The 22,521-nt window shown below is 71.3% G+C and carries 18 protein-coding genes and 1 pseudogene; 12 read left to right on the top strand and 7 right to left on the bottom strand.

Annotated elements, in window-relative coordinates; translation table 11 throughout:
- Nucleotides 1-15 precede the first annotated feature (15 nt).
- Nucleotides 16-1,860, top strand: coding sequence for a protein kinase (locus P1V51_18870; GenBank protein ID MDF1565107.1), 1,845 nt, complete (start codon nucleotides 16-18; stop codon nucleotides 1,858-1,860).
- Nucleotides 1,861-2,037: 177 nt separating this feature from the next.
- Here the strand turns inward: P1V51_18870 and P1V51_18865 are convergent, their stop codons facing one another.
- Genes P1V51_18865 through P1V51_18850 form a run of 4 tightly spaced genes read right to left on the bottom strand, consistent with a single transcriptional unit; the run spans nucleotide 2,038 to nucleotide 6,183 of the window.
- Nucleotides 2,038-3,213: an FHA domain-containing protein gene (locus tag P1V51_18865; protein ID MDF1565106.1), complete on the bottom strand. Its 1,176-nt coding sequence runs from the start codon at nucleotides 3,211-3,213 to the stop codon at nucleotides 2,038-2,040.
- 47 nt (nucleotides 3,214-3,260) lie between these two features.
- Entirely contained in the window at nucleotides 3,261-4,337 is a 1,077-nt protein-coding gene (locus P1V51_18860; GenBank protein MDF1565105.1) for a LysM domain-containing protein, read from the bottom strand.
- Complete coding sequence (locus P1V51_18855; GenBank protein MDF1565104.1) at nucleotides 4,334-5,647, bottom strand: serine/threonine-protein kinase; 1,314 nt, start codon at nucleotides 5,645-5,647, stop codon at nucleotides 4,334-4,336. The genes P1V51_18860 and P1V51_18855 overlap by 4 nt, the downstream gene beginning before the upstream one ends.
- Nucleotides 5,644-6,183, bottom strand: coding sequence for a PilZ domain-containing protein (locus tag P1V51_18850; GenBank protein MDF1565103.1), 540 nt, complete (start codon nucleotides 6,181-6,183; stop codon nucleotides 5,644-5,646). The genes P1V51_18855 and P1V51_18850 overlap by 4 nt, the downstream gene beginning before the upstream one ends.
- Before the next feature lie 152 nt (nucleotides 6,184-6,335).
- Here P1V51_18850 and P1V51_18845 point away from each other — a divergent pair, with 152 nt between their 5' ends.
- From P1V51_18845 to P1V51_18830, 4 genes are read left to right on the top strand one after another with little or no spacing between them, the layout of a single operon-like run.
- Entirely contained in the window at nucleotides 6,336-8,495 is a 2,160-nt protein-coding gene (locus tag P1V51_18845) for a bifunctional (p)ppGpp synthetase/guanosine-3',5'-bis(diphosphate) 3'-pyrophosphohydrolase (protein MDF1565102.1), read from the top strand.
- Nucleotides 8,496-9,104, top strand: a complete 609-nt coding sequence (locus P1V51_18840) for a hypothetical protein (protein ID MDF1565101.1) — start codon at nucleotides 8,496-8,498, stop codon at nucleotides 9,102-9,104. It abuts the gene before it with no gap.
- Between the two features lie 27 nt (nucleotides 9,105-9,131).
- Complete coding sequence (locus P1V51_18835) at nucleotides 9,132-9,524, top strand: RidA family protein (GenBank protein MDF1565100.1); 393 nt, start codon at nucleotides 9,132-9,134, stop codon at nucleotides 9,522-9,524.
- Nucleotides 9,524-10,651: a KamA family radical SAM protein gene (locus tag P1V51_18830; GenBank protein MDF1565099.1), complete on the top strand. Its 1,128-nt coding sequence runs from the start codon at nucleotides 9,524-9,526 to the stop codon at nucleotides 10,649-10,651. The genes P1V51_18835 and P1V51_18830 overlap by 1 nt, the downstream gene beginning before the upstream one ends.
- A gap of 91 nt (nucleotides 10,652-10,742) precedes the next feature.
- On the opposite strand, the gene P1V51_18825 is transcribed toward P1V51_18830, so the two are convergent.
- Nucleotides 10,743-11,111 carry a hypothetical protein gene (locus P1V51_18825; protein MDF1565098.1) on the bottom strand — a complete coding sequence of 123 codons (369 nt, stop codon included), beginning with the start codon at nucleotides 11,109-11,111 and terminating at the stop codon, nucleotides 10,743-10,745.
- Nucleotides 11,112-11,113: 2 nt separating this feature from the next.
- A complete protein-coding gene (locus P1V51_18820) occupies nucleotides 11,114-12,040 on the bottom strand; it encodes a hypothetical protein (protein ID MDF1565097.1) in 927 nt (308 codons plus the stop codon).
- Nucleotides 12,041-12,118: 78 nt separating this feature from the next.
- Here P1V51_18820 and P1V51_18815 point away from each other — a divergent pair, with 78 nt between their 5' ends.
- The 6 genes and pseudogenes from P1V51_18815 to P1V51_18790 all read left to right on the top strand — a co-directional run bounded on the left by P1V51_18815 (nucleotide 12,119) and on the right by P1V51_18790 (nucleotide 19,217).
- Entirely contained in the window at nucleotides 12,119-13,060 is a 942-nt protein-coding gene (locus P1V51_18815) for a serine/threonine-protein kinase (GenBank protein MDF1565096.1), read from the top strand.
- Entirely contained in the window at nucleotides 13,057-13,830 is a 774-nt protein-coding gene (locus P1V51_18810) for a polyphenol oxidase family protein (GenBank protein ID MDF1565095.1), read from the top strand. The genes P1V51_18815 and P1V51_18810 overlap by 4 nt, the downstream gene beginning before the upstream one ends.
- A gap of 233 nt (nucleotides 13,831-14,063) precedes the next feature.
- Nucleotides 14,064-15,254, top strand: coding sequence for a LysM peptidoglycan-binding domain-containing protein (locus tag P1V51_18805; protein ID MDF1565094.1), 1,191 nt, complete (start codon nucleotides 14,064-14,066; stop codon nucleotides 15,252-15,254).
- A gap of 314 nt (nucleotides 15,255-15,568) precedes the next feature.
- A complete protein-coding gene (gene dprA / locus P1V51_18800; GenBank protein MDF1565093.1) occupies nucleotides 15,569-16,777 on the top strand; it encodes a DNA-processing protein DprA in 1,209 nt (402 codons plus the stop codon).
- A 43-nt stretch (nucleotides 16,778-16,820) separates the two neighbouring features.
- Nucleotides 16,821-18,740 (top strand): annotated as a pseudogene (gene topA / locus P1V51_18795) (type I DNA topoisomerase).
- A 174-nt stretch (nucleotides 18,741-18,914) separates the two neighbouring features.
- Nucleotides 18,915-19,217: a type I DNA topoisomerase gene (locus P1V51_18790; GenBank protein ID MDF1565092.1), complete on the top strand. Its 303-nt coding sequence runs from the start codon at nucleotides 18,915-18,917 to the stop codon at nucleotides 19,215-19,217.
- 102 nt (nucleotides 19,218-19,319) lie between these two features.
- Here P1V51_18790 and P1V51_18785 read toward each other — a convergent pair whose 3' ends face one another.
- The gene (locus tag P1V51_18785; GenBank protein ID MDF1565091.1) at nucleotides 19,320-21,335 is read right to left on the bottom strand and encodes an alkaline phosphatase family protein; all 2,016 of its coding nucleotides are present in this window, start codon (nucleotides 21,333-21,335) and stop codon (nucleotides 19,320-19,322) included.
- Between the two features lie 124 nt (nucleotides 21,336-21,459).
- Between P1V51_18785 and P1V51_18780 the strand changes: the two genes are divergently transcribed.
- Complete coding sequence (locus tag P1V51_18780; GenBank protein ID MDF1565090.1) at nucleotides 21,460-22,521, top strand: lysylphosphatidylglycerol synthase transmembrane domain-containing protein; 1,062 nt, start codon at nucleotides 21,460-21,462, stop codon at nucleotides 22,519-22,521.

Below are 22,521 nucleotides of genomic sequence, written 5' to 3'. Positions count from 1 at the left end.
GGTACAACCCTCTCGATGCTCACCTGTCCAGCCTGTGAAGCCCAGGTAGAGGGTTCTCCGAAGTTCTGTCCGGCTTGCGGTTCCAACCTGGCCGTCGTGGCCAGGGCGGGGGACGACCCCTACATCGGCAAGCTCGTCGCCGGGAAGTATCTGGTGGAGAAGGTCCTCGGCGAGGGCGGCATGGGCAAGGTGTACCTCGCCGTGCAGCAGCCCCTCGACAAGAAGGTGGTGCTGAAGGTCCTGCGGCAGGCCCTCCACGGCGACGCCTCCCTGGTGGCCCGCTTCCAGCGCGAGGCGCGGGCGGCCAGCCGCCTGACCCACCCCAACAGCATCCAGGTCACGGACTTCGGGCAGATGGAGGACGGCGCCCTCTACATCGCCATGGAGTACCTCGAGGGCCTCGACCTGGGGCAGCTGCTCCAGCGCGACGGCCCGCTGCCGCAGGGGCGGCTGGTCCACATCATGGATCAGGTCCTCTCGGCCCTGGCCGACGCGCACGCCGCGAACATCATCCACCGGGACCTGAAGCCCGAGAACGTGATGGTGGTCGCCCGCCGGGACGATCCCGACACCGTGAAGGTCCTCGACTTCGGCATCGCCAAGATCCAGGACCCCTCCGACTCCCCCGACGCCGTGGCCCTCACCCAGCAGGGCCTGGTCTGCGGGACCCCCGAGTACATGTCCCCCGAGCAGGCCAAGGGCGAGCCCCTCGACGCGCGCTCGGACCTCTACGCCATCGGCGTGATCCTCTTCCAGCTCTCCACCGGCCGGTTGCCCTTCCAGTCGGACACCTCGGTGGGCATGGTCACCAAGCACCTGATCGAGGAGCCGCCTCCGGCCCGCACGATCAACCCGACGGTCACCACCGAGCTCGAGGCCCTGATCCTGCGCTGCATGGCCAAGGACCCCGAGGTGCGCCCGCGGACCGCGGTCGAGCTGCGGGATCTGCTCAACGCCCTGGGGCAGGGCGCGCAGTACACCGCCGCCACCTCGCCGGGCACCGCGCCGGCGCCGATCGCGGGCGGGACCCAGCCCGAGCCCTCGGCCCACGCGCCGGTGGCGCCGCAGCCCGAGGGGCCCGCGGGATCCTTGAGCGGGCTGCCGGGCATGGCGCCGAGCAACCCCGCGGTCCAGACGGCCGGCAACACGATGGTGCCGGGTCAGAAGGGCTCGAAGGTCTTCATCTTCGTCGGGATCGGCGCGGTGCTGCTGGCCGCCGTGGGCGGCTACTTCGCCGTCGCGAGCCGGGGCAAGGGCGGCGAGAAGAAGCCGAACACGATCATCGTGAAGGACGAGACCGGCGGGGCCGCGACCGGTGGCAGCGCGGCCACCGGCACCGGGACGGCCGCCGCCGGGGGTACCGAGGTCGCGGCGAACACGGGGAACACGGCGGGGACCGGGGAGCAGACGGGGACGGGGACGGCAGGTGGCACCGAGGCCGGTGGTACGGGCACCGAGGCCGGGAACACCGGTGGCACCGAGACCGGCACAGACACCGGCACCGGCACGGAGGTCGCGGTGAACGATCCGCCGGGCGATCCCAAGGAGCCGAAGAACCCCCGGAACCCCCGGAACCCGAAGGAGACCGGGGGGCAGAAGACCGACCCCAAGATGGCGCGGAAGTTCTCCGCGGACGCCCAGCGCTTCTGGGCCAAGGGAGACTTCGAGCGGGCGATCAACCTCTGGGAGAAGGCCGCCAAGGCCAACCCCAACGACGCCATGGTCTACCGCCGCCTCGGCAACGCCTACCTCGCCAAGGGCGACTCGCGGCGGGCCAAGCAGGCGCTGCGCCGCTACCTGCAGCTCGAGCCTCGCGCCAAGGATCGCGCGATGGTCGAGGAGATGATCCGCAGCGGCTGATGGATCGGGGAGCGGAGGCTCCCCTATGGACCGAGACCATTGCTGACCGGTCTTCGGAGCGGCCGGAGGCGGCGCGAACCCGGCCTGCCGGCCGGGCGCCGGCGCAGGCCAGCGGAGCCGTGCACCTCTGGCTCGAGCTGGGGGGGATCGGGGGGGAGCGGAGGCTCCCCCCCGCTCTCAGGCCACTTCGACCCGCAGCACCTGCTGGCCGAGCATGAGGTAGTCGCCGTGCACCAGGCCCCGCTCGGACGAGGCGGGGAGCCGGATGAAGGTGCCGTTGACCGAGCCGTAGTCCTTCAGCCAGCAGCGCCCCCCCTCGATGCGAAGCTCGCAGTGGCGGGTGGAGACGAAGCGGTCGTTGACCAGGTCGATCTCGCAGCCCTCGCGGCCGATCACCGCGGGTCGCCCGGAGTTGCCAGGCAGCAGCCACGCGCGGCCCGGACGCCCGCCGGCCAGCACCTCCTCGAAGCGCACCGCGCCCTCCGGGCGGGTGGCCCCCTGGGCCTCGCTGCTCGCCTTCGGCAGGGCGCCGGTGTAGCGGAGGCGGTGCTCGCCGATGACCAGCTCGGTGCCGACGGTCATCTCCTGCTCGCCCTTGAGCCGCACGTAGGTGCCCGAGGGGGTGCCCTCGTCGCGGACGTGCAGGCGGCCGTCGCGGTAGACGAAGGTGGCGTGGTGCGCGCCGAGGTAGGGGTCGGAGGGGAAGAGGATCAGGCCCTTGCTCCGGCCGGCCATCACCTGCTCCGAGCCCAGGCGGAACTCGGCGCCCTCGAAGCCCTCGCCCCGGATGAGGATCAGCTTGGCCTTGCCAGGCTCCATCGCTCCGAAGAACTGGGTGCCGCCCTGGGGGGCTTCGCCGGTCTTCGGCGCGTTGGCGAAGGAGGGCATCATCATCGTGCCGCCGCCACCCCCGGCGCCGCCGCCCAGGGGCGTGCCGCAGCCGCCGCAGAACTTCGAGCCCGGGGTGTTGGGGGTCTTGCAGAGAGAGCAGAGCAGGGCGCCGGTGTCGCTGCGCGCCCGCCCGGCGACGGTGGGGCCGGCCGGAGCGGGGGCGGGGACCTCGAACTCGTCCGCGCCGGCGGCCACCTCCACCGAGGGCGGGGCCTCGGCCGGCGCGGGCGCGGGGGCCGAGGGCAGCTCGAGGTTCGCGGCCTCGAAGAAGCCGGTGAAGCCGGCCGGCACCAGGGGCGCCTGGCAGCTCTGGCAGGCGTTCAGGCCCGGGCCGTTGTAGGTGTCACAGGCGGGACAGACGATGCCGAACTGGATGGGCTCGGCCTCGACCGCCTGACCGCAGGCCGGGCAGGCCGCGATCCCCTCCTGAATCTGTCCCTGGCAGGCGTTGCATACCGGCATGGGGAAGGCCTAGCACGCCCGGGGGAGGCTTGGAAACGCCGCTCGCGCTACTCCTCGCCCTCGCCCAGCTCCTCCTCGGCGGCGCTCTCCATGGAGCTCTCGGCCCAGGCCTCCTGGGCGCGCCCGAAGGCCTGGAGGATCTTGGGGGAGGTGGCCACGGGGTCGAGGGAGGTGTCCGGGTCGAGCTCGATCAGGCGCTGGAGGTGGCTGCTCGCCTCGCCCCGGCGGCCGAGGGCCACCAGGGCCGTGGCCAGCGCCAGGCGCAGGTCGCGCTGGCGGGTGAGATCGCTCTCGGGGACCTCGTCGAGGAGGGGCTCGAGGAGCTCGACCACCTCCTCGTAGGCCCCCTGATCCAGGGACTCGAGGCTCCGGCGGAGGCCGGCGTCGAGCTTCTCGAGGTCGACGACGGGGGCCGGCGCCTCCTCCGCCTCGGGCTCGGGCGCGGGGTCGGGCTCGGCGGTGGCCGCTCGCTTGCCCGCCTTCGAGGCCGGCTTCGCCGCCTCGCGGGCAGCCGTGGCCCGGGCGGCGGCCTCCCGGTGGTCCTTGATGCGGCGCTGCACCTCGGAGAGCTCGGCGCTCCGATCGAAGATCGGGACGACGATCACGTCACCGGTGGAGAAGCCCTTCTTACCGATGAAGTTGTAGTCGCGCAGCAGCTTCGCCTGGCGGGTGTTGTTGTAATAGTGCTTCGCGATGATGCCGAGGTTCTCGCCCCTCACCGCCTTGTGGCGGACCTCGATCGGGATGAGGAGCCGGGTGCCCGGCGAGAGGCGGCCGACCTCCTCGATGTCGTTGATGCGGGCGAGGTAGGTGTAGCGCCGCTCGTCGCCCAGGACCTTGCGGGCGATGGCCGAGAGCCGATCGCCCCGGCGCACCCGGTAGGTCCAGACCACGGCGATCTTCAGGCGCTGACCGACCTTGAGCTCTCCGTCCATGGGGATCCGGTTCACTCCGGCCACGTAGGAGGCCTTCCGGGCGGAGCCGTAGTAGCGCTGGGCGACCCTCGAGAGGGTGTCCCCCCGCTCGACCACGTGGGTGATCTGCGCGGCGGCCTCGCCGGCCAGGCCCAGCGAGAGCAGCAGGGCCAGGGAGGCCAGGAGGAGCAGGCGCCGGGCTGGCCTCACTTCTCGGCCTCCAGCTTCTCCCGCAGGACCTGGTGCGCTCCCGCCTTCAGGTCCACCGTCACCGACTTCTCCCCCAGGAAGTCGTTCTTCAGGGTCACCTCGTGCGGTCCGGAGGGCAGGGCGATCTCCCGGGCGAAGGGGGTCGTGTCGAAGAAGGCGCCATCGACGTAGACGTGGGCCCAGGGGTCGGCGACCACCTTGAGGTAGGCCCGGCCCTCACCGGGGGGGGCGGAGGGGAGGGCAGCGGCGCCGCCCGGACCGACGACGCCCCCGTGGAGGAGGGCGACCCAGAGGGAGAGGAGGAGGAGGGCTCCGGCGGAGAGGAGGGGCACCTCCCAGACCGAGGGGCTCGGAGGTCCCCCCAGATCGACGCGTCGGATCTCGCGGCTCGCCAGAACCTCCGGATCGACCAGGGCCCGGGCTTCGCCCAGCTCGATGAAGCCGCGGTTGGCGAGGTAGGTCACCAGCCGGGCCGAGTAGTTGGTGGTCACCCGGTCGGCGACCTCCCGCTCGAGGTCCTGGCGCAGGAGGGCAGTCGAGGCGTAGCGCTCCTCGGGCTTCTTCTGCAGGCAGCGCTTGACGATGCGCTCGAGGGAGAGCGGGATGTCGGCGTTGATCCGCCGCGGGCTCAGGTAGTCCTCGTCCCGGATCTTGGCGAGCACCGTGCCCTCGTCGTCGTCGGTGAAGGGGCGCTCGCCGGTGAGCATCTGGTAGAGGAGGATGCCGAAGGAGAAGAGGTCGCTCTTCGAGTCGAGCTTCGCGCCGACCACCTGCTCCGGCGACATGTAGGAGGGCGTCCCGATGGCCATCCCCGTCCGGGTGAGGTCGTCGAAGAGCATGTCCTTGGCGATGCCGAAGTCGGTGAGCTTCACCTCGCCGGACCAGGAGATCATGATGTTCGAGGGCTTGATGTCCCGGTGCACCACCTTGCGGTAGTGGGCGTACTCCAGGGCGCAGCAGACCTTCAGGCCGATGATGGCGGCGACGTCCGGGGGCAGGCGATAGCAGCGGGCCAGCAGGTCGTGGAGGTCGGTGCCCGAGACGTACTCCAGGATCATCCCGAGGCCCTCGGGGGCCTCCTGGAAGTCGTAGATGCTGACGATGTTCTCGTGCTGGAGGCTGGCGACGCTCTTCGCCTCGCGCCGGAAGCGCTGCACCATCTCGCGGGACTCGAGGTGCTCGCGCTTGAGGAACTTGATGGCGACCGAGCGGCCCAGGCCGGTCTGCACGGCCCGGAAGACGACGGCCATGCCGCCGGCCCCGATCTCCTCGACGATCTCGCAGCCGCCGATGGTCTGGCCGACCTTCACGCGTCCCCGTCCGAGGGCAGCGGGTAGCGCGGGTCGGTGTCCATCTCGGCGTCGTCGTCCAGGTCGGGCGCCTCGGCCGAGAAGTCGTAGGTGCGGGCGGGCGGGGCCGAGCGGGGCTCGGCGGGATCGGTCACCTCGCGCTCGTCGGCGGCGGGGCCGCTGCCGGTCCACCGGCCGAGGCCCGAGGGGCGGGCGAGGGTGCCGTCGTCGCTGCCGAGGTAGGCCTGGATGGCCTCGGTGACCGCGGGCTTGGGGCGGATGAAGCGCACCCCCAGGCCCTTGGTCCGGTTGGCCATGTTCTTCACCACCCGGGCGATTTCCCCGTCGACATCGAGGGGGATGGCCCGCTCGTCGCCGACCGGGAGGCTGAAGGACACGCGGATCCGCTCGCCGATGCGCGGACGCTCGGTGGCGGCCTGGAGGAAGAGGCCGGTCAGGGAGAGATCCGTGACCACGTCCCGGTAGGCGCGGGACCCGGCTCGGACCGTGGCGGGAATCGAGACCCGGATTCTGTCGGATCGCCGGTCGGCGCTCATTGACCTCGAAATTCGCATTTTGCGGGGGTGGGCGCAATTGCGCCGATACCGGCCGGTGCTACAATCTCCCGGCAGAACACCCCCGGCTGGGAGGTAGGGGACTCGAACCTGCCCCTTTTTCGGCCGCGGGGATTTTTTTCGACACAGCGCGCATGCTCCGACTGGGCGACATCCTCAAGAACCTCTCCGAGTACCGGCCGGGCGCCGATCTGGACCTGGTCAAGAAGGCCTACGTCTACGCTGCGAAGGTTCACCAGGGGCAGGTCCGCAAGTCGGGCGACCCCTACCTGATCCACCCCCTCGAGGTGGCCGGCCTGCTCACCGAGCTGCGCCTGGACGAGCAGTCGGTGGTGACCGGCCTGCTGCACGACACCATCGAGGACACCCTCGCGACCTACGAGGAGCTCGTGGATCTCTTCGGCACCGAGGTGGCCGATCTGGTCGACGGGGTGACCAAGCTCTCGCAGTTCTCGGAGACCCGGCAGCCCACGGCCGAGGAGAAGCAGGCCGAGAACTTCCGCAAGATGATCGTGGCGATGGCCAAGGATCTGCGGGTCATCCTGGTGAAGCTGGCGGACCGCACCCACAACATGCGGACGCTCACTCACATGAAGCCCGAGAAGCAGGAGCGGATCGCCCGGGAGACCCTGGAGATCTACGCGCCGCTCGCCAACCGCCTCGGCATCCAGTGGGTGAAGATCGAGCTCGAGGACCTCTCCTTCCGCTACCTGCGGCCCCACGACTACAACGAGATCACCTCGCAGCTCGCCAAGAAGCAGCGCGAGCACCAGAAGTACATCGAAGAGGTGGGCGCCATCCTGAAGGAGAAGCTCGCCGAGCAGGAGATCCCCGCCGAGGTCACCGGGCGGCGCAAGCACCTCTACTCGATCTACCGGAAGATGCGGGCCAACAGCCTGGAGTTGGATCAGGTCCACGACCTCATCGCCTTCCGGATCATCACCGACAGCATCTCGCGATGCTACGAGGCCCTCGGCCTGGTCCACGCCCAGTGGAAGCCCGTGCCGGGGCGCTTCAAGGACTACATCGCGATGCCCAAGCCCAACATGTACCAGTCGCTGCACACGACGGTGATCGGGCCCTACGGCGAGCGGGTGGAGATCCAGATCCGCACCCAGGAGATGCACCGCGTCGCCGAGGAGGGCATCGCGGCCCACTGGTCCTACAAGGAGGGCAAGAAGCCCGGCAAGGACGACGCGGATCGCTTCGCCTGGCTGCGGCAGCTCCTCGAGTGGCAGCAGGACGTCTCGGATCCCAAGGAGTTCCTCGAGACGGTCAAGGTCGACCTCTTCTCGGACGAGGTCTTCGTCTTCACCCCCGCGGGGGAGGTGAAGAGCTTCCCCCGGGGCGCCACCCCGGTGGACTTCGCCTTCTCCGTGCACTCCGAGGTCGGCAACCACTGCGTGGGCGCCAAGGTGGGCGGCCGCATCGTGCCGCTGCGTCAGCGGCTGAAGAACGGCGACACCGTCGAGATCCTCACCTCGCCGCACGCCCACCCCTCGAAGGACTGGCTCACCTTCGTGAAGACCGGCCGGGCGCAGAACCGGATCCGCGCCTACATCCGCAAGCAGCAGCGCGACCGCTCCCTCTCGATCGGCCGCGAGCTCTTCGAGAAGGAGGCCCGCAAGCACGGCCGCTCGTTGAAGTCCCTGACCAAGGGCGGCCAGCTCCAGAAGGCCGCCGAGGGCTTCAACTACAAGACCATCGACGATCTCCTCTCGGCCATCGGCTACGGCAAGCTCACCGCCGCGCAGGCCATCTCCAGGGCGCTGCCGGCCGAGGAGCTCACCGGCCGGGACCGCAAGCCCAAGGAGGAGGGGCGGATCTCGAAGATCCTCTCCAATGTCGGGGGCGGCGGGAAGGCCGGCATCTCGATCCAGGGCATCGACGACGTGCTGGTGCGCTTCGGCCGCTGCTGCAACCCGGTGCCGGGGGACGAGATCGTGGGCTTCATCACCCGCGGCAGGGGCGTGACCGTCCACACCGCCTACTGCGACAAGGTCCTGGCCACCGATCCCGATCGGCGGGTCGACGTCAGCTGGGACATGGCCAAGGGCACCAGCCGGCCGGTCTCCCTGCGGGTCGTGACCTCCGACCGGCGCGGGCTGCTGGCCGAGCTCTCCCAGTGCTTCTCCGAGGCCGGGGTGAACATCGCCCAGGCCAACTGCCGCTCCACCGGCGACGATCGCGCGGTGAACACCTTCGAGGTGCTGATCACCGACCTGAAACAGCTGCAGAACGTCATCACCCGCCTCGAGCGGATCAAGGGCGTCTACAGCGTGGACCGCTTCTAGATGGCCCCGACCCCGAGCTCCCTGGCGCCCCTGGCCGAGCTGGTCCGGGGAGACCTGACCGTCTTCGGGATGATCCGCACCCTCGACCTGCGCTCCAGCGGAGGGATGGTGCGGCTGAAGGTGAAGCAGTCCGCCCTCGGGCAGCTGCTGGACAAGCGCTTCGCGCGGCGGGCCCTGCGCCTGGACGTCGACACCCGCGAGCTGGACACCGTCTGGAGGGTGGAGGACGGCGGCGGGCACAGCCACGGCGAGGCGGTGCACCGCTTCCCCTACAACACCCCCTTCGCCGAGGGGGCGCCCTCGGGGCGCGGCTTCGAGCTCCGGGACGACGCGGGGCTGGTCTTCGCCCACACCGACCAGATCGGACGCTTCCTGCGCACGGTCCTGGTGGTGAGGGACGCCGCCGGCGTGGCGCGGGTGCACGTGCGGCCCTCCTCCCTGCGCTCCCGCCTGACCTTCGAGCGGCCGGAGGGCGAGGCGCTGCTCGATCTGACCCGGGGCAGCACGCCGGGAGAGCGCTGGCGGACGATCTGGGTGAAGCGGGATCTCGAGCCCGCCCAGCGAGAGCTCGTGGGCGCGGCCCTGGTCCTCGCACTGCTCTGGGTCTAGCGACCCGAAGGCGCTAAAGAGGGCGCCATGCAGAAGAAGATCATCTCCACGGAAGCCGCCCCGGCCGCCATCGGCCCCTACTCGCAGGCCGTGCTCGCCCCGGGCGGACTGCTCTTCACCTCCGGCCAGATCCCCCTCGATCCCGCCACCGGCGAGATGGTGGGGGGCGGCGAGATCGCCGCCGAGACCGAGCAGGTGATGAAGAACCTCGAGGCGGTCCTGGCGGCCGCGGGCCTCGGCTTCGCCGACGTCGTGCAGTCGACGATCTTCCTGGCCGACCTCGGCGACTTCACGGTGGTCAACGAGATCTACGGCGCGCGCTTCGAGAGTGAGCCGCCGGCCCGGGCGACCGTGCAGGTGGCCGCGCTGCCCAAGGGGGCTCGGGTCGAGATCTCCTGCATCGCCGCCGGTCCGCGCTAGTGGCCCTCCGCGTCGCCTCCCTCGGCCCCGAGGACGAGCGCTGGGGAGACTGGCGCTGGCAGCTGCAGAACGCCCTGCGCGACGCCGGGGACCTCGCCGCCTTCCTCCCCCTCACCGAGGCGGAGCGGCGGGGCCTCGAGCTGGGCGCCGGGGTCTTCCGGATCGGCATCACGCCCTACTACGCCTCGCTCATCGACCGCGCCGATCCCGACTGCCCCATCCGGCGGCAGGTGGTGCCGCTGGCGCAGGAGGCGGTGGTGCTGCCGACCGAGCACCGGGATCCCCTGGGCGAGGATCTGTACCGGCCCACCCGGGCCCTGGTGCACAAGTACCCGGACCGCGCCCTGCTGATCGCGGTGGATCACTGCGCCATCTACTGCCGCCACTGCACCCGGCGGCGGATCACCGCCGGGGGGGAGGCCAGCTTCGACGCGGCGGCGATGGACGAGGCGCTCGCCTACCTCCGGGAGCACCCCGGGATCCGGGAGGTGATCGTCAGCGGCGGGGATCCGCTCCTGCTCTCCGACGAGCGCCTCGACGCGCTCCTCGGTCAGCTGCGCTCCCTGCCCTCGCTCGAGGTCCTGCGGGTCGCCAGCCGCCTGCCGGCGGCGCTGCCGATGCGGATCACCGAGGCGCTGGCGGCCCTGCTGCGCCGCCATGCGCCCCTCTACCTGATGACCCACTTCAACCACCCCCGGGAGTGCACCCCCGAGGCCATGGCGGCGGCCGAGCGGCTGGTGGATGCCGGCGTGCCCGTCGAGAACCAGACGGTGCTCCTGCGCGGCGTGAACGACTCGGCCGAGATCCTGCGGGAGCTGAACCTCACCCTCCTGCGCCACCGGGTCCGGCCCTACTACCTGCACCAGGGCGATCTCGCCGCGGGCACGGCCCACCTGCGCACCACCCTCCAGGAGGGCCTCGCGATCCTGCGGGAGCTGCGGGGGAGGGTGAGCGGCCTGGCGATCCCGCACTACGCGATCGACCTGCCCGGGGGCGGGGGGAAGGTCGTGCTGGCGCCGGATCCGATCGTCGAGCGCGGCGAGGGGACGATCACCCTGCGCGACTTCCGGGGGGGGGCCTTCGTGTATCCGGACCCGGGGCCCGATGCCGAAGGGAGAACCCGCTGAGGCTGATGCTGAGGCTGAAGCTGATGCCTGGTGAGACCCTCGGCATCCGCCTCAGCATCAGCCTCGGCGGCTCTTCCTGTCGTCTCCTCGGTCAGACGTAGACGATCCGCGCCCCGGCGCACTCCCCGAGGATCGTGGGCAGCCCGCGGATCCCATCCACGAAGCGCTCGACCACCTCGACCTCGAGGCGAGCCTCCCGCACCGAGGTGGGGCAGGCCACCTGCTGAACCGTCGAGAGGGAGCAGAGGGCGTCGTGCAGCTCGGAGGGTTGATCCACCCCGGCGGGCCAGTCACCGGCCGAGCGGGCCAGCTCTCCGGCGCAGAGGGCCTGCAGCGCCGGCCCCTCCCAGAGGATCGTCACCGTCTCGTCCCGGGCGGCGGCGGCGGCCGCCAGCGCGAGGCCCGAGCGCAGCCGGCGCGGATCGTCGCTCTGCAGGACGAGGAGGAGCGAGGCGGTCATCTTCAGGGGAGCAGGGAGAGGGTGAGGGTCTCGCCCATCAGGGGCTCGGCGTGGTCGACGCAGCCGCGGCCCAGGCGCAGGCCGCGGCCCCGGGTGTCGTCGTAGACCGAGAAGACGATGGTCTGGTCGCCGCCCCCCGGGGAGCCGAGGACGAGCGCCGTGAAGAGATCCGAGCCCGTGCCGCCGGTGAACTCGTAGGGCCGGGAGATGGTGGGGTTGAGCTGGGGGTCCTCGGCGTCGTGGGGCGAGCTGCCCAGGCTCTGATCGAGGAGGGTCGCGCAGTCGGCGACGCGCCCGTCGGCGGTCTCGCCGCGGTAGATCGTGATGACCCCCGAGGCGACGCGGGTCGGATCCGGCAGGCCGCTGGCGTCCCCGAGGAGGGTGAAGTCCAGGCCCGTCGGCAGCTGGAGGCAGGCCCCGCTCGCGCAGGCGATCGTCCGCACCGTGGGCCGGCACTCGGAGCAGGTGTAGAGCTCGGCGAGGCCCTCGCACTCCGAGGGCTGGGAGCAGCAGGGGGGGGAGTCGCCGGCGCAGTCGGTCACGGCCACGCAGGCGTCCCCCTGACAGAGGCCGCCGAGCCCGCAGCTCGCGATGGGATCGTAGGTGCCGCTGGCGTTGCAGACCTCGAGGCGAGGCCCCTGGCAGCGCTGGGTGCCCGCCTCGCAGCTCTCCTGGCAGCGCTCGTCGAGGCAGATCTCTCCGGCCGGACAGTAGGCGCCGCCCTGCGCGCAGGGGACGCAGGCGGGATCCTCGCAGCCGGCGTCGGCGCCACCGTCCGGTTCCCCCCCGTCGGGGCCGCCGCCGTCGAGGCCCGCGTCGCTGCCGCCGCCGCCGTCGCCGCCCGGCTCGTCGGGTCCCGGGCAGCCGGGGCCGAGGAGGAGGATCAGGAGGAGCGGTGCGAGGAGGAGATCTCTGGAGCGGGTCTGCACCGACAGAGCATAGAGGGACGGGAGCGAGTTGTGCAAAGCACCGGCAGCGATCACGGAGCTGTGCGATCATGCCCGGCGGTGAGCGCGCGACGAGCCGAAGGCGAGCGATTCGCAGACTTCCTCCTCCTGCGGGGCCTCGGCCGGGGCGGGATGGCCGAGGTCTTCGAGGCCGTCCGCGCTCCCGACGCCGGCCCCTCGCTCCCGGGCGTGCCGGAGCGCTTCGCCCTCAAGCGGATGCTCCCCGAGCTCCAGGGGGATCCCGAGGCCCGGGCCGCCTTCCTCACCGAGGCCGACGTGGCCCCCATGCTCCGGCACCCGAACCTGGTGCGGGTCTACGCCTCGGGGGTGCACGAGCGCTGCGGCTGGCTGCTCATGGAGCTGGTGGAGGGCTGGGATCTCGAGGCCCTCCTCGAGGAGCGGCCCGGCTACCCCTGGCCCCCGCGGCTGGCGACCTACGTCCTGCTGCAGGTGCTCGAGGGCCTCGAGTACCTCCACGGCGCCACCGGCCACAGCGGCACCCCCCTGGGGCTGATCCACCGGGACGTCACCCCCTCGAACGTCTTCGTCGATCGCGAGGGGAGGGTGAAGCTCGCCGATCTCGGCATCGCGCTGGTCTCGGGCCTCGGCGAGGGCGTCCCCGACGGGCGGGTGAAGGGGAAGCTGCGCTACCTCTCCCCCGAGCAGGTGGTGGCCGGCGAGCTCGGGCCCACCACCGACGTCTTCGCCGCCGGCGCGGTGCTCTACGAGCTGCTCGCCGGGCGGCACGCCTTCGATCAGGTGGGCGATCAGGAGGTCATGCTCGCCATCCGCGACGGCAAGGTGCCCAAGCTGACGCGGGTCGCCCCGGACCTCCCGGGGAGCATCGCCGAGGTCGTGCACCGCGCCCTCCACCGCAACGCCCGCAAGCGCTACGCCACCGCGGCGGCCTTCCGCGACGCCCTGGCCGCGGTCTGCTACGCCGAGGACTGGGATCTGATGCAGGACGAGGCCGGGGAGCTCTTCGAGGAGTGGATGGGATGAGCGAGGCGCGACTCTTCCTCACCGCCACGCGGCTCTCGGCCCGGGGCCTGCGCCACGGCTTCTCCCTGCGGGGCGGGGGGGCGAGCGAGGGCGCCTACGCCGGCCTGAACCTGGGGCGGGCGGTCGGCGACGACCCGGAGACGGTCGCCCTGAACTGCCGCCGCCTGGAGGCCGCCGCCGGCGTCGAGCCGGTGGCCCAGGTCTCCCAGGTGCACGGCCGCCGGATGGTCGAGGTGCCGGCCCGCCTCGACGCCGCCGGGTGGGCCGAGCTCTCGCGGGTGGAGGCCGACGGCCTCTACACCGCGGCGCCGGGGGTCTCGGTCGGGGTCCGGACCGCCGACTGCGTCCCCCTCCTGGCCTGCGGGGCGGGCGAGGGCGGCCGGACCGCGGTGGCCGCCATCCACGCCGGCTGGCGGGGGACCCTGGAGGGAATCGCCGCCGCCGGGGCCCTCGTCCTCGGTCCGCTCGAGAGCGTGGAGGTGGCCATCGGCCCCTCGATCCGGCGCTGCTGCTACGAGGTGGACGAGGCCCTCGCCCGGCGCTTCGTGGACGCCCTCGGGGAGGAGGTCGTCGACCGGACGCGGGGGCCGAAGCCGCACCTGGACCTGGTGGAGGCCAACCTCCGGGTCCTGGCAGGGGCGGGGGTGCCCCGGGAGCGGGTGGAGGTGCTGAACGCCTGTACCGCCTGCGACGCCGAGCGCTTCTTCTCCCACCGCCGGGACCGGGGCCTCACCGGCCGGCACCTATCCTTCATAGAGGCACCGGTCTGACCGGGGGGAGCTCTACTCCCCCCGTACCCCCCATCTTGCGCTCGCGGCGCCAGTGGTCCGCCGCGCTGCGCCGGCTGGGCGCCGCCTGCGCGCGCTACTGCCCCGGGTTCCCATGCACAAACTCGGGGGCCGGCCCATGTCGTTTGTTTGACTTGGGATGGGCTTGGGGCAGAATCGACGAGAAGTCGAGCTATGGCCGGGTCCGCCCGGCCCCCATTTTCGGAGGAAAGCCCATGCGCTGGTCCACCCAACCGAGACTGCTGGTCTCGGCCATCGCCCTGACGGCCCTCGTGGCCCTCACCCCCGTGGCCTACGGGCAGTACGACGACGGCGGCGACGACTACGCCGCCGACGAGGGGGAGGGCGAGGGTGACGAGGGGGTCCCTGCACCCATGGACGAGCCCGGCGCCTCCAGCTCCGGTGAGCCCGTCTTCCCCGGCCCCGAGCCCGACTTCTCCCGCGCGCCGCAGACCTACACCGTGCGCCAGGGCGACACCCTCTGGGACATCACCTCCACCTTCCTGGGCAACCCCTGGTACTGGCCGAAGGTGTGGTCGCTGAACGGTCAGATCGAGAACCCCAACTGGATCGAGCCGGGCACCACCATCTCCTTCTTCGGCGGTGAGCAGCTGCCCACCGAGGTCGAGCCCGAGGAGACCGAGCCCGAGGCGGAGGACATCGGCGACGAGACCGAGGTCGCCGTGGTCGGCAAGCGCTACCAGGCCCCGGCGAGCATGCGCCTCCTCGACGAGGGCTTCGTGACCCGGGCCGAGCTCGAGTCCGCCGGGACGCTGATCTCCTCCTTCGAGGAGAAGACCCTGCTGACGACCTACGACCAGGCCTACGTGAAGTTCCCGACCGAGGTCACCATCGGGTCGCGCTACGTCGTCTTCCGCACCGACCGCGAGATCATCCACCCCAAGACCGGCAACTCGGCCGGCTACCTGACCCGCATCCTGGGCGTGGCCCGGATCGTCGCGGCCGACCAGGGCACCTTCCCGACCATCGCCATCGAGGGCGTGCAGGACACCATCAGCCGGGGTGATCGCCTGATGCCCTGGAACGAGGCGCTCGGCCGCACCGTGCTCGAGCGGCCCAACCAGGTCGAGCTCGAGGGCATCGTGCTCGCCACCTTCATGCCCGCGCAGGTCACCATCGGCGAGTCGCACTTCATCTTCGTCGACAAGGGCCGCCGCCACGGCGTCGAGGTGGGCAACTCCTTCACCCTCTATCAGCGGGGCGATCCCCTCGACCTCGACCTGCGGATGAAGGAGCAGGAGCGCCTGCCCTGGGAGGCCATCGGCCGGGTGATGGTCATCGAGGCCCGGGACGAGGTCTCGACCTGCGTGGTCGTGCGCTCGCTCAAGGAGATCGGCGTGGGCGACCGGGCCATCATGCGGGTGGGCGCCACCGCGATGCGCTGACGCTCGCTTCGCGTCCGCAGCTCCGGGCTTCGAGCTCCGAGCTGCGAGCTCGGCCGCCGCAGGTTCGAACCGCGGCGGCCGTTCTGCTTCCGTCGCATCCCGTCGATCGCTCGTAGCTCGTAGCTCGTAGCTCGTAGCTCGTAGCTCGCAGCTCGTAGCCCGCAAGGCCCCGGAATCCGGCATGTCAGGGGCCCTTGCTAGGGTGCCAGGCCGACGCCGACCACCAGAGGCCGCTTGACGGCCGTCGGAGTCGGTCGCTATAGACTCGCGCCTTCGCCCGAGGCGTGAGCGCCGCGAGGCGAGAGAAATCGAACATGAGCCGCTGGACCGAGATCGATGCCCACATCGCCTTCGCCTCCCTCCCCGGGGTCGGCGATCGCACCCTCGATGGCCTCAAGGCCGTCTTCCGCAGCTACGCCCTGGCGGCGGACCTGCGGCTCGTCGAGGTCGCCGACGCCCTGGACGGGCTCTCGGCCGGGGCGGGCTCGCCCCTGCGGCAGGTGAGCGACCTGGGGGACCACCTCCAGGCCGTGCGCCGGGCCGCCGAGGCCTGCGGGGCGCGGCTGCTCTGCGCGACCGATCCCGGCTGGCCCACCCGGCTCTCCTCGCTCCGCGACGCCGCCTCGGTGGGCCAGACTGCCCGGCCGCCCTCCCTCCTCTGGGTGCGGGGCGAGCTGACGACCCTCGAGCTCTCCTTCTCCGCGTCGCTCGTGGGCGCTCGGCGCGCCGACGGACTGGCCCGCGAGCAGGCCCACCAGCTCGCCGCCGGGCTGGCCGAGGCCGGGGTCTCGGTGATCTCGGGCGGCGCCGCCGGCGTCGACGGCCAGGCCCACCGCGGCGCCCTCGAGGCCGGCGGCCACACGGTGGCGGTCCTCGGCACCGGCGTGGACCAGGCCTACCCGCGCCAGCACCGCGCGCTCTTCGAGGAGATCCTCGAGGCGCGGGGCGCGCTGGTGAGCGAGCACGCCCCCGGCACGGGCCCGAAGCGGGGGCACTTCCCCCGGCGCAACCGCATCATCTCGGGCCTCTCCGACCTGGTGACGGTGGTGGCCGCGGCGCCCGGCTCGGGCGCCCTGATCACCGCGCGCCTGGCCGAGGCTCAGGAGCGGGGCGTCTGCGCCGTCCCCGGCGATCCCCGGCGGCGGCTCTCCTCCGGCCCGAACCAGCTGCTGGTGGAGGGCGCCCTGGCGGTGCTCGAGCCCTGGCACCTCCTCGAGAACCTCGTCGCCTGGGGCGGCGACATCGTCGACGGCGGGCACCTCGCCGAGTACCTCCAGGCCCGCGCCAGTCAGGGCGCCCAGGGGGCCCTCGCCATGGGGGCGCAGCTTCCCATCTCGCCCCTCGCGAGCCGGGTCCTCGCCGTGCTCGGCCCGGAGGGCCGCAGCCTCGACGAGCTCGCCGCGGCCCTCTCCCTCTCTCCCTCGGTGGTGGCCGGCGCCCTCACCGAGCTGGAGGTGGGAGGACTGGCGCAGCGGGTGAGCGGGGCCTACGTCCTCCGTCCCACCTCCCATCCATCGATCTAGCAAGCACCAGGGGAGTATCGTTCAAGTGAGTCGCTATCTCGTCGTGGTCGAGTCACCCGCCAAGGCTCGAACCATCAAGAAGTATCTGGGCAAGGACTTCACCGTGAAGGCCTCGGTGGGCCACGTGAAGGACCTGCCCAAGTCCAGCTTCGGGGTCGAGATCGAAGAGGGGGCCTTCGTCCCCGCTTATACGGTCATCCGCGGCAAGGGGAAGGTGCTGCAGGAGATCAAGAAGGCCGCCCGCGAGGCCGAGCGCGTCTTCCTGGCCCCCGACCCCGATCGGGAGGGAGAGGCCATCGCCTGGCACATCGCCGAGGAGCTCGAGGGCATCGTCGGCAAGTCGCTCGGCAAGAAGAAGGTCAAGAAGAAGGCCACCAAGAAGACCACCAAGAATGCGGCCAAGAAGAAGACGGCCAAGAAGTCGGACCCCGCCAAGACGGTGAAGGACGAGGCGCCGGCCGTCGATGGGCCGCGGGTGGTGCGGGTGCTCTTCAACGAGATCACCAAGCGGGCCGTGCAGGCCGCCATCGACGAGCCCCTCGAGCTCGACGCCGACAAGTACAACTCCCAGCAGGCCCGCCGCATCCTCGACCGGCTGGTGGGCTACCAGATCTCTCCGCTGCTCTGGCGCAAGGTGCGCCGGGGCCTCTCCGCCGGCCGGGTGCAGTCCGTGGCCGTGCGGCTGGTGGTCGAGCGCGAGCAGGAGATCCAGGCCTTCAAGTCGCAGGAGTACTGGACCATCGACGCTCGCCTCATGGGCGAGGTGCCGCCGGCCTTCACCGCCCGGCTGGCCAAGATCGACGGCAACAAGGCCGAGATCCACGACGAGCAGACCGCCCGGGCCCTGGTCGCGGAGATCGAGAAGGCCAAGCTGAAGGTCGAGGGCCTCAAGGAGACCGAGCGCCGCCGCAAGGCGCCGGCCCCCTTCATCACCTCGACCCTCCAGCAGGAGGCGAGCAACCGCCTGCGCTTCACCGCGAAGAAGACCATGACCCTGGCCCAGCGCCTCTACGAGGGCATCGAGCTGGGCGAAGAGGGCGCGGTCGGCCTCATCACCTACATGCGTACCGACTCCACCCGCCTCTCCGATGACGCGGTGGGCGACGTGCGCACCTACATCGAGAAGACCTACGGGGACGACTCGGTGCCCGAGAAGCCGAACGTCTACAAGCGGGGCAAGAAGGCCCAGGACGCGCACGAGGCGATCCGCCCGACCTCCCTCGAGTACCCGCCGGAGAAGGTGAAGCGCTTCCTCGATCGCGACCTCTTCCGCCTCTACGAGCTCATCTGGAAGCGCTTCGTCGCCTGCCAGATGAACCCGGCGGTCTACGACCAGCGCCGCCTCGAGATCGCCGCCGGCCGCCTGCTGCTCACCGCGGCCGGCTCGCAGCTGCGCTTCCCGGGCTGGCTGGCCGCCTACGGCGAGCGCACCGAGGAGGACACCGCCCGCGAGGAGCGGGAGGAGGCCGACGCCTCCGAGGTCACCGGCGAGATCCCCGCCCTGCAGGTGGGGAGCAGCGTGGCCGCCCAGGGCGTGACCCCGGACCAGCACTTCACCCAGCCGCCGCCGCGCTTCTCCGAGGCCTCCCTGGTCAAGGAGCTGGAGGAGAAGGGCATCGGCCGCCCCTCGACCTACGCCGCGATCCTCTCGACGATCCAGAGCAAGGAGTACGTCAAGAAGGTCGAGAGCCGCTTCCACCCCACCGAGCTGGGGAACCTCGTCACCGAGCTGCTCGTCGAGAGCTTCCCGCGGGTGATGGACGCGACCTTCACCGCCAAGCTCGAGGACGACCTCGACGGCGTCGAGGAGGGGAAGGCCGACTGGCAGAAGGTCCTCGGTGACTTCTACGGCAACTTCAAGGTCACCCTCGAGAAGGCCGAGAAGGAGATGCGGGACGTCAAGGCGGAGGAGACGCCGACCGACCTCGTCTGCGAGAAGTGCCAGTCCGCGATGGTCATCAAGTGGGGGCGCAACGGCCGCTTCCTCGCCTGCAGCGGCTACCCCGACTGCCGCAACACCGGCGACTTCCGCGAGGTGGACGGCAAGATCGAGCTCCTCGGCGATGAGGAGACCGAAGAGAGCTGCGACAAGTGCGGGCGGCCGATGGTCATCAAGCGGGGCCGCTTCGGCCGCTTCATGGCCTGCACCGGCTACCCCGAGTGCAAGTCGAGCAAGCCCCTCTCGGTGGGCGTGGACTGCCCCGAGTGCGGCAAGGGCTACTTCACCGAGCGGCGCAGCAAGCGCGGGCGGACCTTCTTCGGCTGCAGCGCCTACCCCGACTGCACCAACGCCCTCTGGGATCGGCCCCTGCCCGAGGCCTGCCCCCAGTGCCAGAAGCCCTTCCTCCTGCAGAAGTACAGCAAGAAGGACGGGCGCTACGTGGCCTGCTCCGACAAGGAGTGCGGGTACAAGCGCACCCTCGACGACGAGGAGTCGTAGGCCGAAAGGAAAAGCCGCTGAGGCGGATGCTGAGGCTGAGATGGCCTCAGTTGTCCGCCGTCGGCATCCGCGTCAGCCTCAGCGGGTGTTCCTGTCGCGCCTCTAGGGCAGCCAGACCTTCCCGGGGAGCTGATTGTCCACGCCCAGCAGGTGCAGGACGGTCGGGGCCACGTCGAGGATCGCCGGCTTCTCGGCGGTGATCTTCCGGTTCGAGACGAGGAAGCCCTCGGTGTCCTTCGGGTCGGAGGCGGCGTGGTCGCCCGACCACTTGCGCAGGTTGTCCTCGATGAGCGCCTTCGGGGCGCCGCCGAGGATCGAGCCCCAGCCGGTGCGATACCCCTCCGCGAAGGAGACGGTGAGGTCCGGGGCGTCGGCGCGGTGCTCGCCGCTGTAGGTGTTCTCGGCCAGGTGCACGGCCTGGACGACATGGAGGGGATCGTCCCCGTCGCGCAGGGTGGCGAGGGCCTCGGCGATCTCCCGGGCCAGCGCGGCGGCCTCGTCGGCGGCTACGATGCCCTTCTTCTCCCGGCCCGCGAGGTTCAGCCAGATCTGGCCGGTGCCCACGGCGTAGGCCCGCGTCTTCGACCAGTCGACGTCCCGGAAGAAGTCGCGGCCCTCCGGGGCGCCCTTCTTCAGGGTCTGGTAGCCCTTCTCCACCAGCCAGCGGTTGAGGTTCACGCCCCGGCGGAAGGAGTGGAAGCCGTGGTCGCTGACGATGAGCAGGGTCGCGTCCGCCGGCAGGCGGGCGACGACCTCACCCACGATGGCGTCCATCTTCTCGTAGGTCTCCTGGATGGCCTTGCCGTGGCGGTCCGCCAGCGCCTTCTCGAAGCGCGGGTGCTTCTCGTCGAAGAGCCGGTAGAACATGTGCGCCACGCGGTCGGTGGCGGTGAAGGCGGCGACGGTGAGCCGATCGTGGGGCTGGTCGAGGACCGCGTGGAGGATCTTCCGGCGGGCCTCCATGGTGGCGTGGAGGTCGAGGAGGAAGCCCTGGCCGTCGAGGGCCTCGGTGGAGAGGCCCGAGGTCTCGTGGACCCAGCCCACGGTCTTGAAGGGGGCGCCCGCGGCCGCGGCCAGCTCGCCGGCGAAGCCCATGGGCGTCGAGACGGCGAAGGGGGGCGTCCGGGGATCGGCCGAGACGGGCAGGAAGTAGAGGGCCAGGGGATCGCTGGCGTCGGGCACGGGGTAGGCGCGGGTGGTGGCCGACCAGGTGGTCCCGGGCACCGGGGAGAGCTTCAGGGTGATGGTCTCGCTCCACTCCCCCCGCTTCACCTTGACCGCCTCGGCGTGGCCCTCGGGGAAGGCGAGCTCCAGCCCGTCCGCGCCCTGCGCGACGGTGAGGGGGAAGTCCAGGCTCTGGCTGCGGCCGTCGACCGTGAGGGAGGCGCCCCGCAGGTTGCCGCGGAAGGTGCCCTTGCCCTCGCTGAGGACCTTCTCGAAGACGCCGCCGCTGGTCAGGCCGGCCTTCTTGCCCCCCGGGAAGGTCTCGGAGGCCAGGTACTGGAAGGAGGAGTTGGTGCCCCGCAGATCCGGGGTGCCCAGGCCGGAGATGACCCGCATCTCCTCGACGCCGTCGGGGGGGAAGCTGTAGGGCACGAAGAGGATCGAGCCGGGGACCCCCGCCTTGCCGGCGGTCTGCCAGAAGGAGGGGCCGCTGCGCAGGTTCTCGCCCTCGAGGGCGTGCTCGAGGTGACCCTTCTTCACCTCGGGGCGGCTCACCTTCACCGTGGCCACCGAGGGCAGATAGGTCTTGGGGTTCCGGGCGATGAAGTCGAAGATGCCGTGCCCGCCCGGCTCGAGGCCCGACGCGAAGGTCGCCCAGGCCACCGGGGACTGGGGCGGGGTGGTGGACTGCAGCCGGGCGAAGGTGCCGCGCTCGGAGAGGGCCTTCAGGTGCGGCAGGCGGCCGGCGTCCATCCACTTCTGGACCAGATCGGGATCCACGCCGTCGAAGCCCAGCACGATCACTCGTGAGGGGCCGCCGGCGGCCGGGGCGGCCTCGGGGGCCTCCTTCGCCGGGGTGGGCGCTGGCGCAGGGGAGGGCGCAGGTGCATCGTCCGGGCAACCGGAGAGGGTCGCGGTGAGGATCAGGGCGCAGAGAAGCCCGCAAAGGCGCATTTTCAGCACTCCGGGAATGGTGGGTCGGATCCGGTGATTGCTTGACAGGGGATCACCGAACATTTAGCGATACGCTCTTAGCATGGCTGCCATGAAAGCAACAAAGGGAAGCAGGCTGCGTAAGGTGGCGTTCAGCGGGCTCAAGCTCGCGCTCTCCATCGGCATCCTGGTGCTGCTCGCCCGCAAGCTGGACCTCGACAAGCTCGAGGCCACCTGGGCGGCGGCCAACCTGCTCTGGCTCGTTCCGGTCATGCTGGTGAAGGGGACCGGGATCTTCTCGGCCATCCTTCGTTGGCGCTGGCTCCTGCGGGGGCAGGATCTCGAGGTGCCCCTGCGGCACCTCATCGGCTCCTTCCTGGTCGGGCGCTTCATCGGCATCGTCGTGCCCAGCACCATCGGCCTCGACGGCTACCGCGCCTACGACATCGCCCGCCACGCCAAGGCCCCCGCCCGCAGCATCGCGGTCATCCTGGTCGAGAAGGTCATCGGCCTCTTCGCCCTGGGCCTGCTGGTGCTCGTCACCCTCCCGGGCGGCCAGCGCTTCGTGCCCACCGAGGGCCTCGTCTCCCTCTTCGGCGTCTTCTTCGTGCCGGTGGGGCTGGCCTTCTTCCTCCTGGTGAAGCCGGGCGCGGTGGAGGCCCTCAACCGCTGGTTCGTCCCGAGGTTCTTCGGGCTGCGCGACAAGATCGGCAAGGCCGCCGAGGCGGCCGGCCGCTTCGCGCACCAGCGCAAGGTGCTGGGCATCGCCACCTTCTACGGGGTGCTGGTGCACCTCTGCACCGCCAGCATGTACCTCTTCACCGCCGAGGCGGTGGGGGCCGACATCAAGGCCTCGGAGATCCTCTTCGTGGCGCCCCTGATGATCGTCGCCACCCTGGTGCCGGTCTCCTTCTCGGGCTTCGGGGTGCGGGAGGGCGCCTTCGTCTTCCTCCTCTCCCGGATCGGCGTGCCGGTGGAGCAGGCCGCCCTCCTGGGCACCCTCGGCTTCATCGGGGGAGAGGCCTTCTCGCTGCTGGGCGGGCTGGTCTTCGTCACCCGGGGCCGGGACTACGCCCCGCAGATCGAGGAGCTCTCGGCCGGCGTGCGGGCCATCGACATCTTCCCCGAGGAGGCCGAGGGCGCGACGACCACCGACGAGGTCCTCTCCGAACCCGAGCCGGCGCTGGCGGCCGGGGGCGAGAGTTGA

The sequence above is a fragment of the Deltaproteobacteria bacterium genome (assembly GCA_029210625.1).
GTDB lineage: Bacteria > Myxococcota > Myxococcia > SLRQ01 > SLRQ01 > JARGFU01.
Note: the sequence above shows the minus strand (reverse complement) of the source record. Positions and strands in the feature narration are given on the sequence as shown.

Coding starts and splice junctions, on each gene's coding strand:
- P1V51_18850 (MDF1565103.1), bottom strand. CDS start 6,183: ATGAGCGCCGACCGGCGATCCGACAGAATCCGGGTCTCGATTCCCGCC.
- P1V51_18790 (MDF1565092.1), top strand. CDS start 18,915: ATGGCCTGCACCGGCTACCCCGAGTGCAAGTCGAGCAAGCCCCTCTCG.
- P1V51_18805 (MDF1565094.1), top strand. CDS start 14,064: ATGCGCTGGTCCACCCAACCGAGACTGCTGGTCTCGGCCATCGCCCTG.
- P1V51_18840 (MDF1565101.1), top strand. CDS start 8,496: ATGGCCCCGACCCCGAGCTCCCTGGCGCCCCTGGCCGAGCTGGTCCGG.
- P1V51_18825 (MDF1565098.1), bottom strand. CDS start 11,111: ATGACCGCCTCGCTCCTCCTCGTCCTGCAGAGCGACGATCCGCGCCGG.
- P1V51_18845 (MDF1565102.1), top strand. CDS start 6,336: ATGCTCCGACTGGGCGACATCCTCAAGAACCTCTCCGAGTACCGGCCG.
- P1V51_18785 (MDF1565091.1), bottom strand. CDS start 21,335: ATGCGCCTTTGCGGGCTTCTCTGCGCCCTGATCCTCACCGCGACCCTC.
- dprA (MDF1565093.1), top strand. CDS start 15,569: ATGAGCCGCTGGACCGAGATCGATGCCCACATCGCCTTCGCCTCCCTC.
- P1V51_18870 (MDF1565107.1), top strand. CDS start 16: ATGCTCACCTGTCCAGCCTGTGAAGCCCAGGTAGAGGGTTCTCCGAAG.
- P1V51_18810 (MDF1565095.1), top strand. CDS start 13,057: ATGAGCGAGGCGCGACTCTTCCTCACCGCCACGCGGCTCTCGGCCCGG.
- P1V51_18835 (MDF1565100.1), top strand. CDS start 9,132: ATGCAGAAGAAGATCATCTCCACGGAAGCCGCCCCGGCCGCCATCGGC.
- P1V51_18865 (MDF1565106.1), bottom strand. CDS start 3,213: ATGCCGGTATGCAACGCCTGCCAGGGACAGATTCAGGAGGGGATCGCG.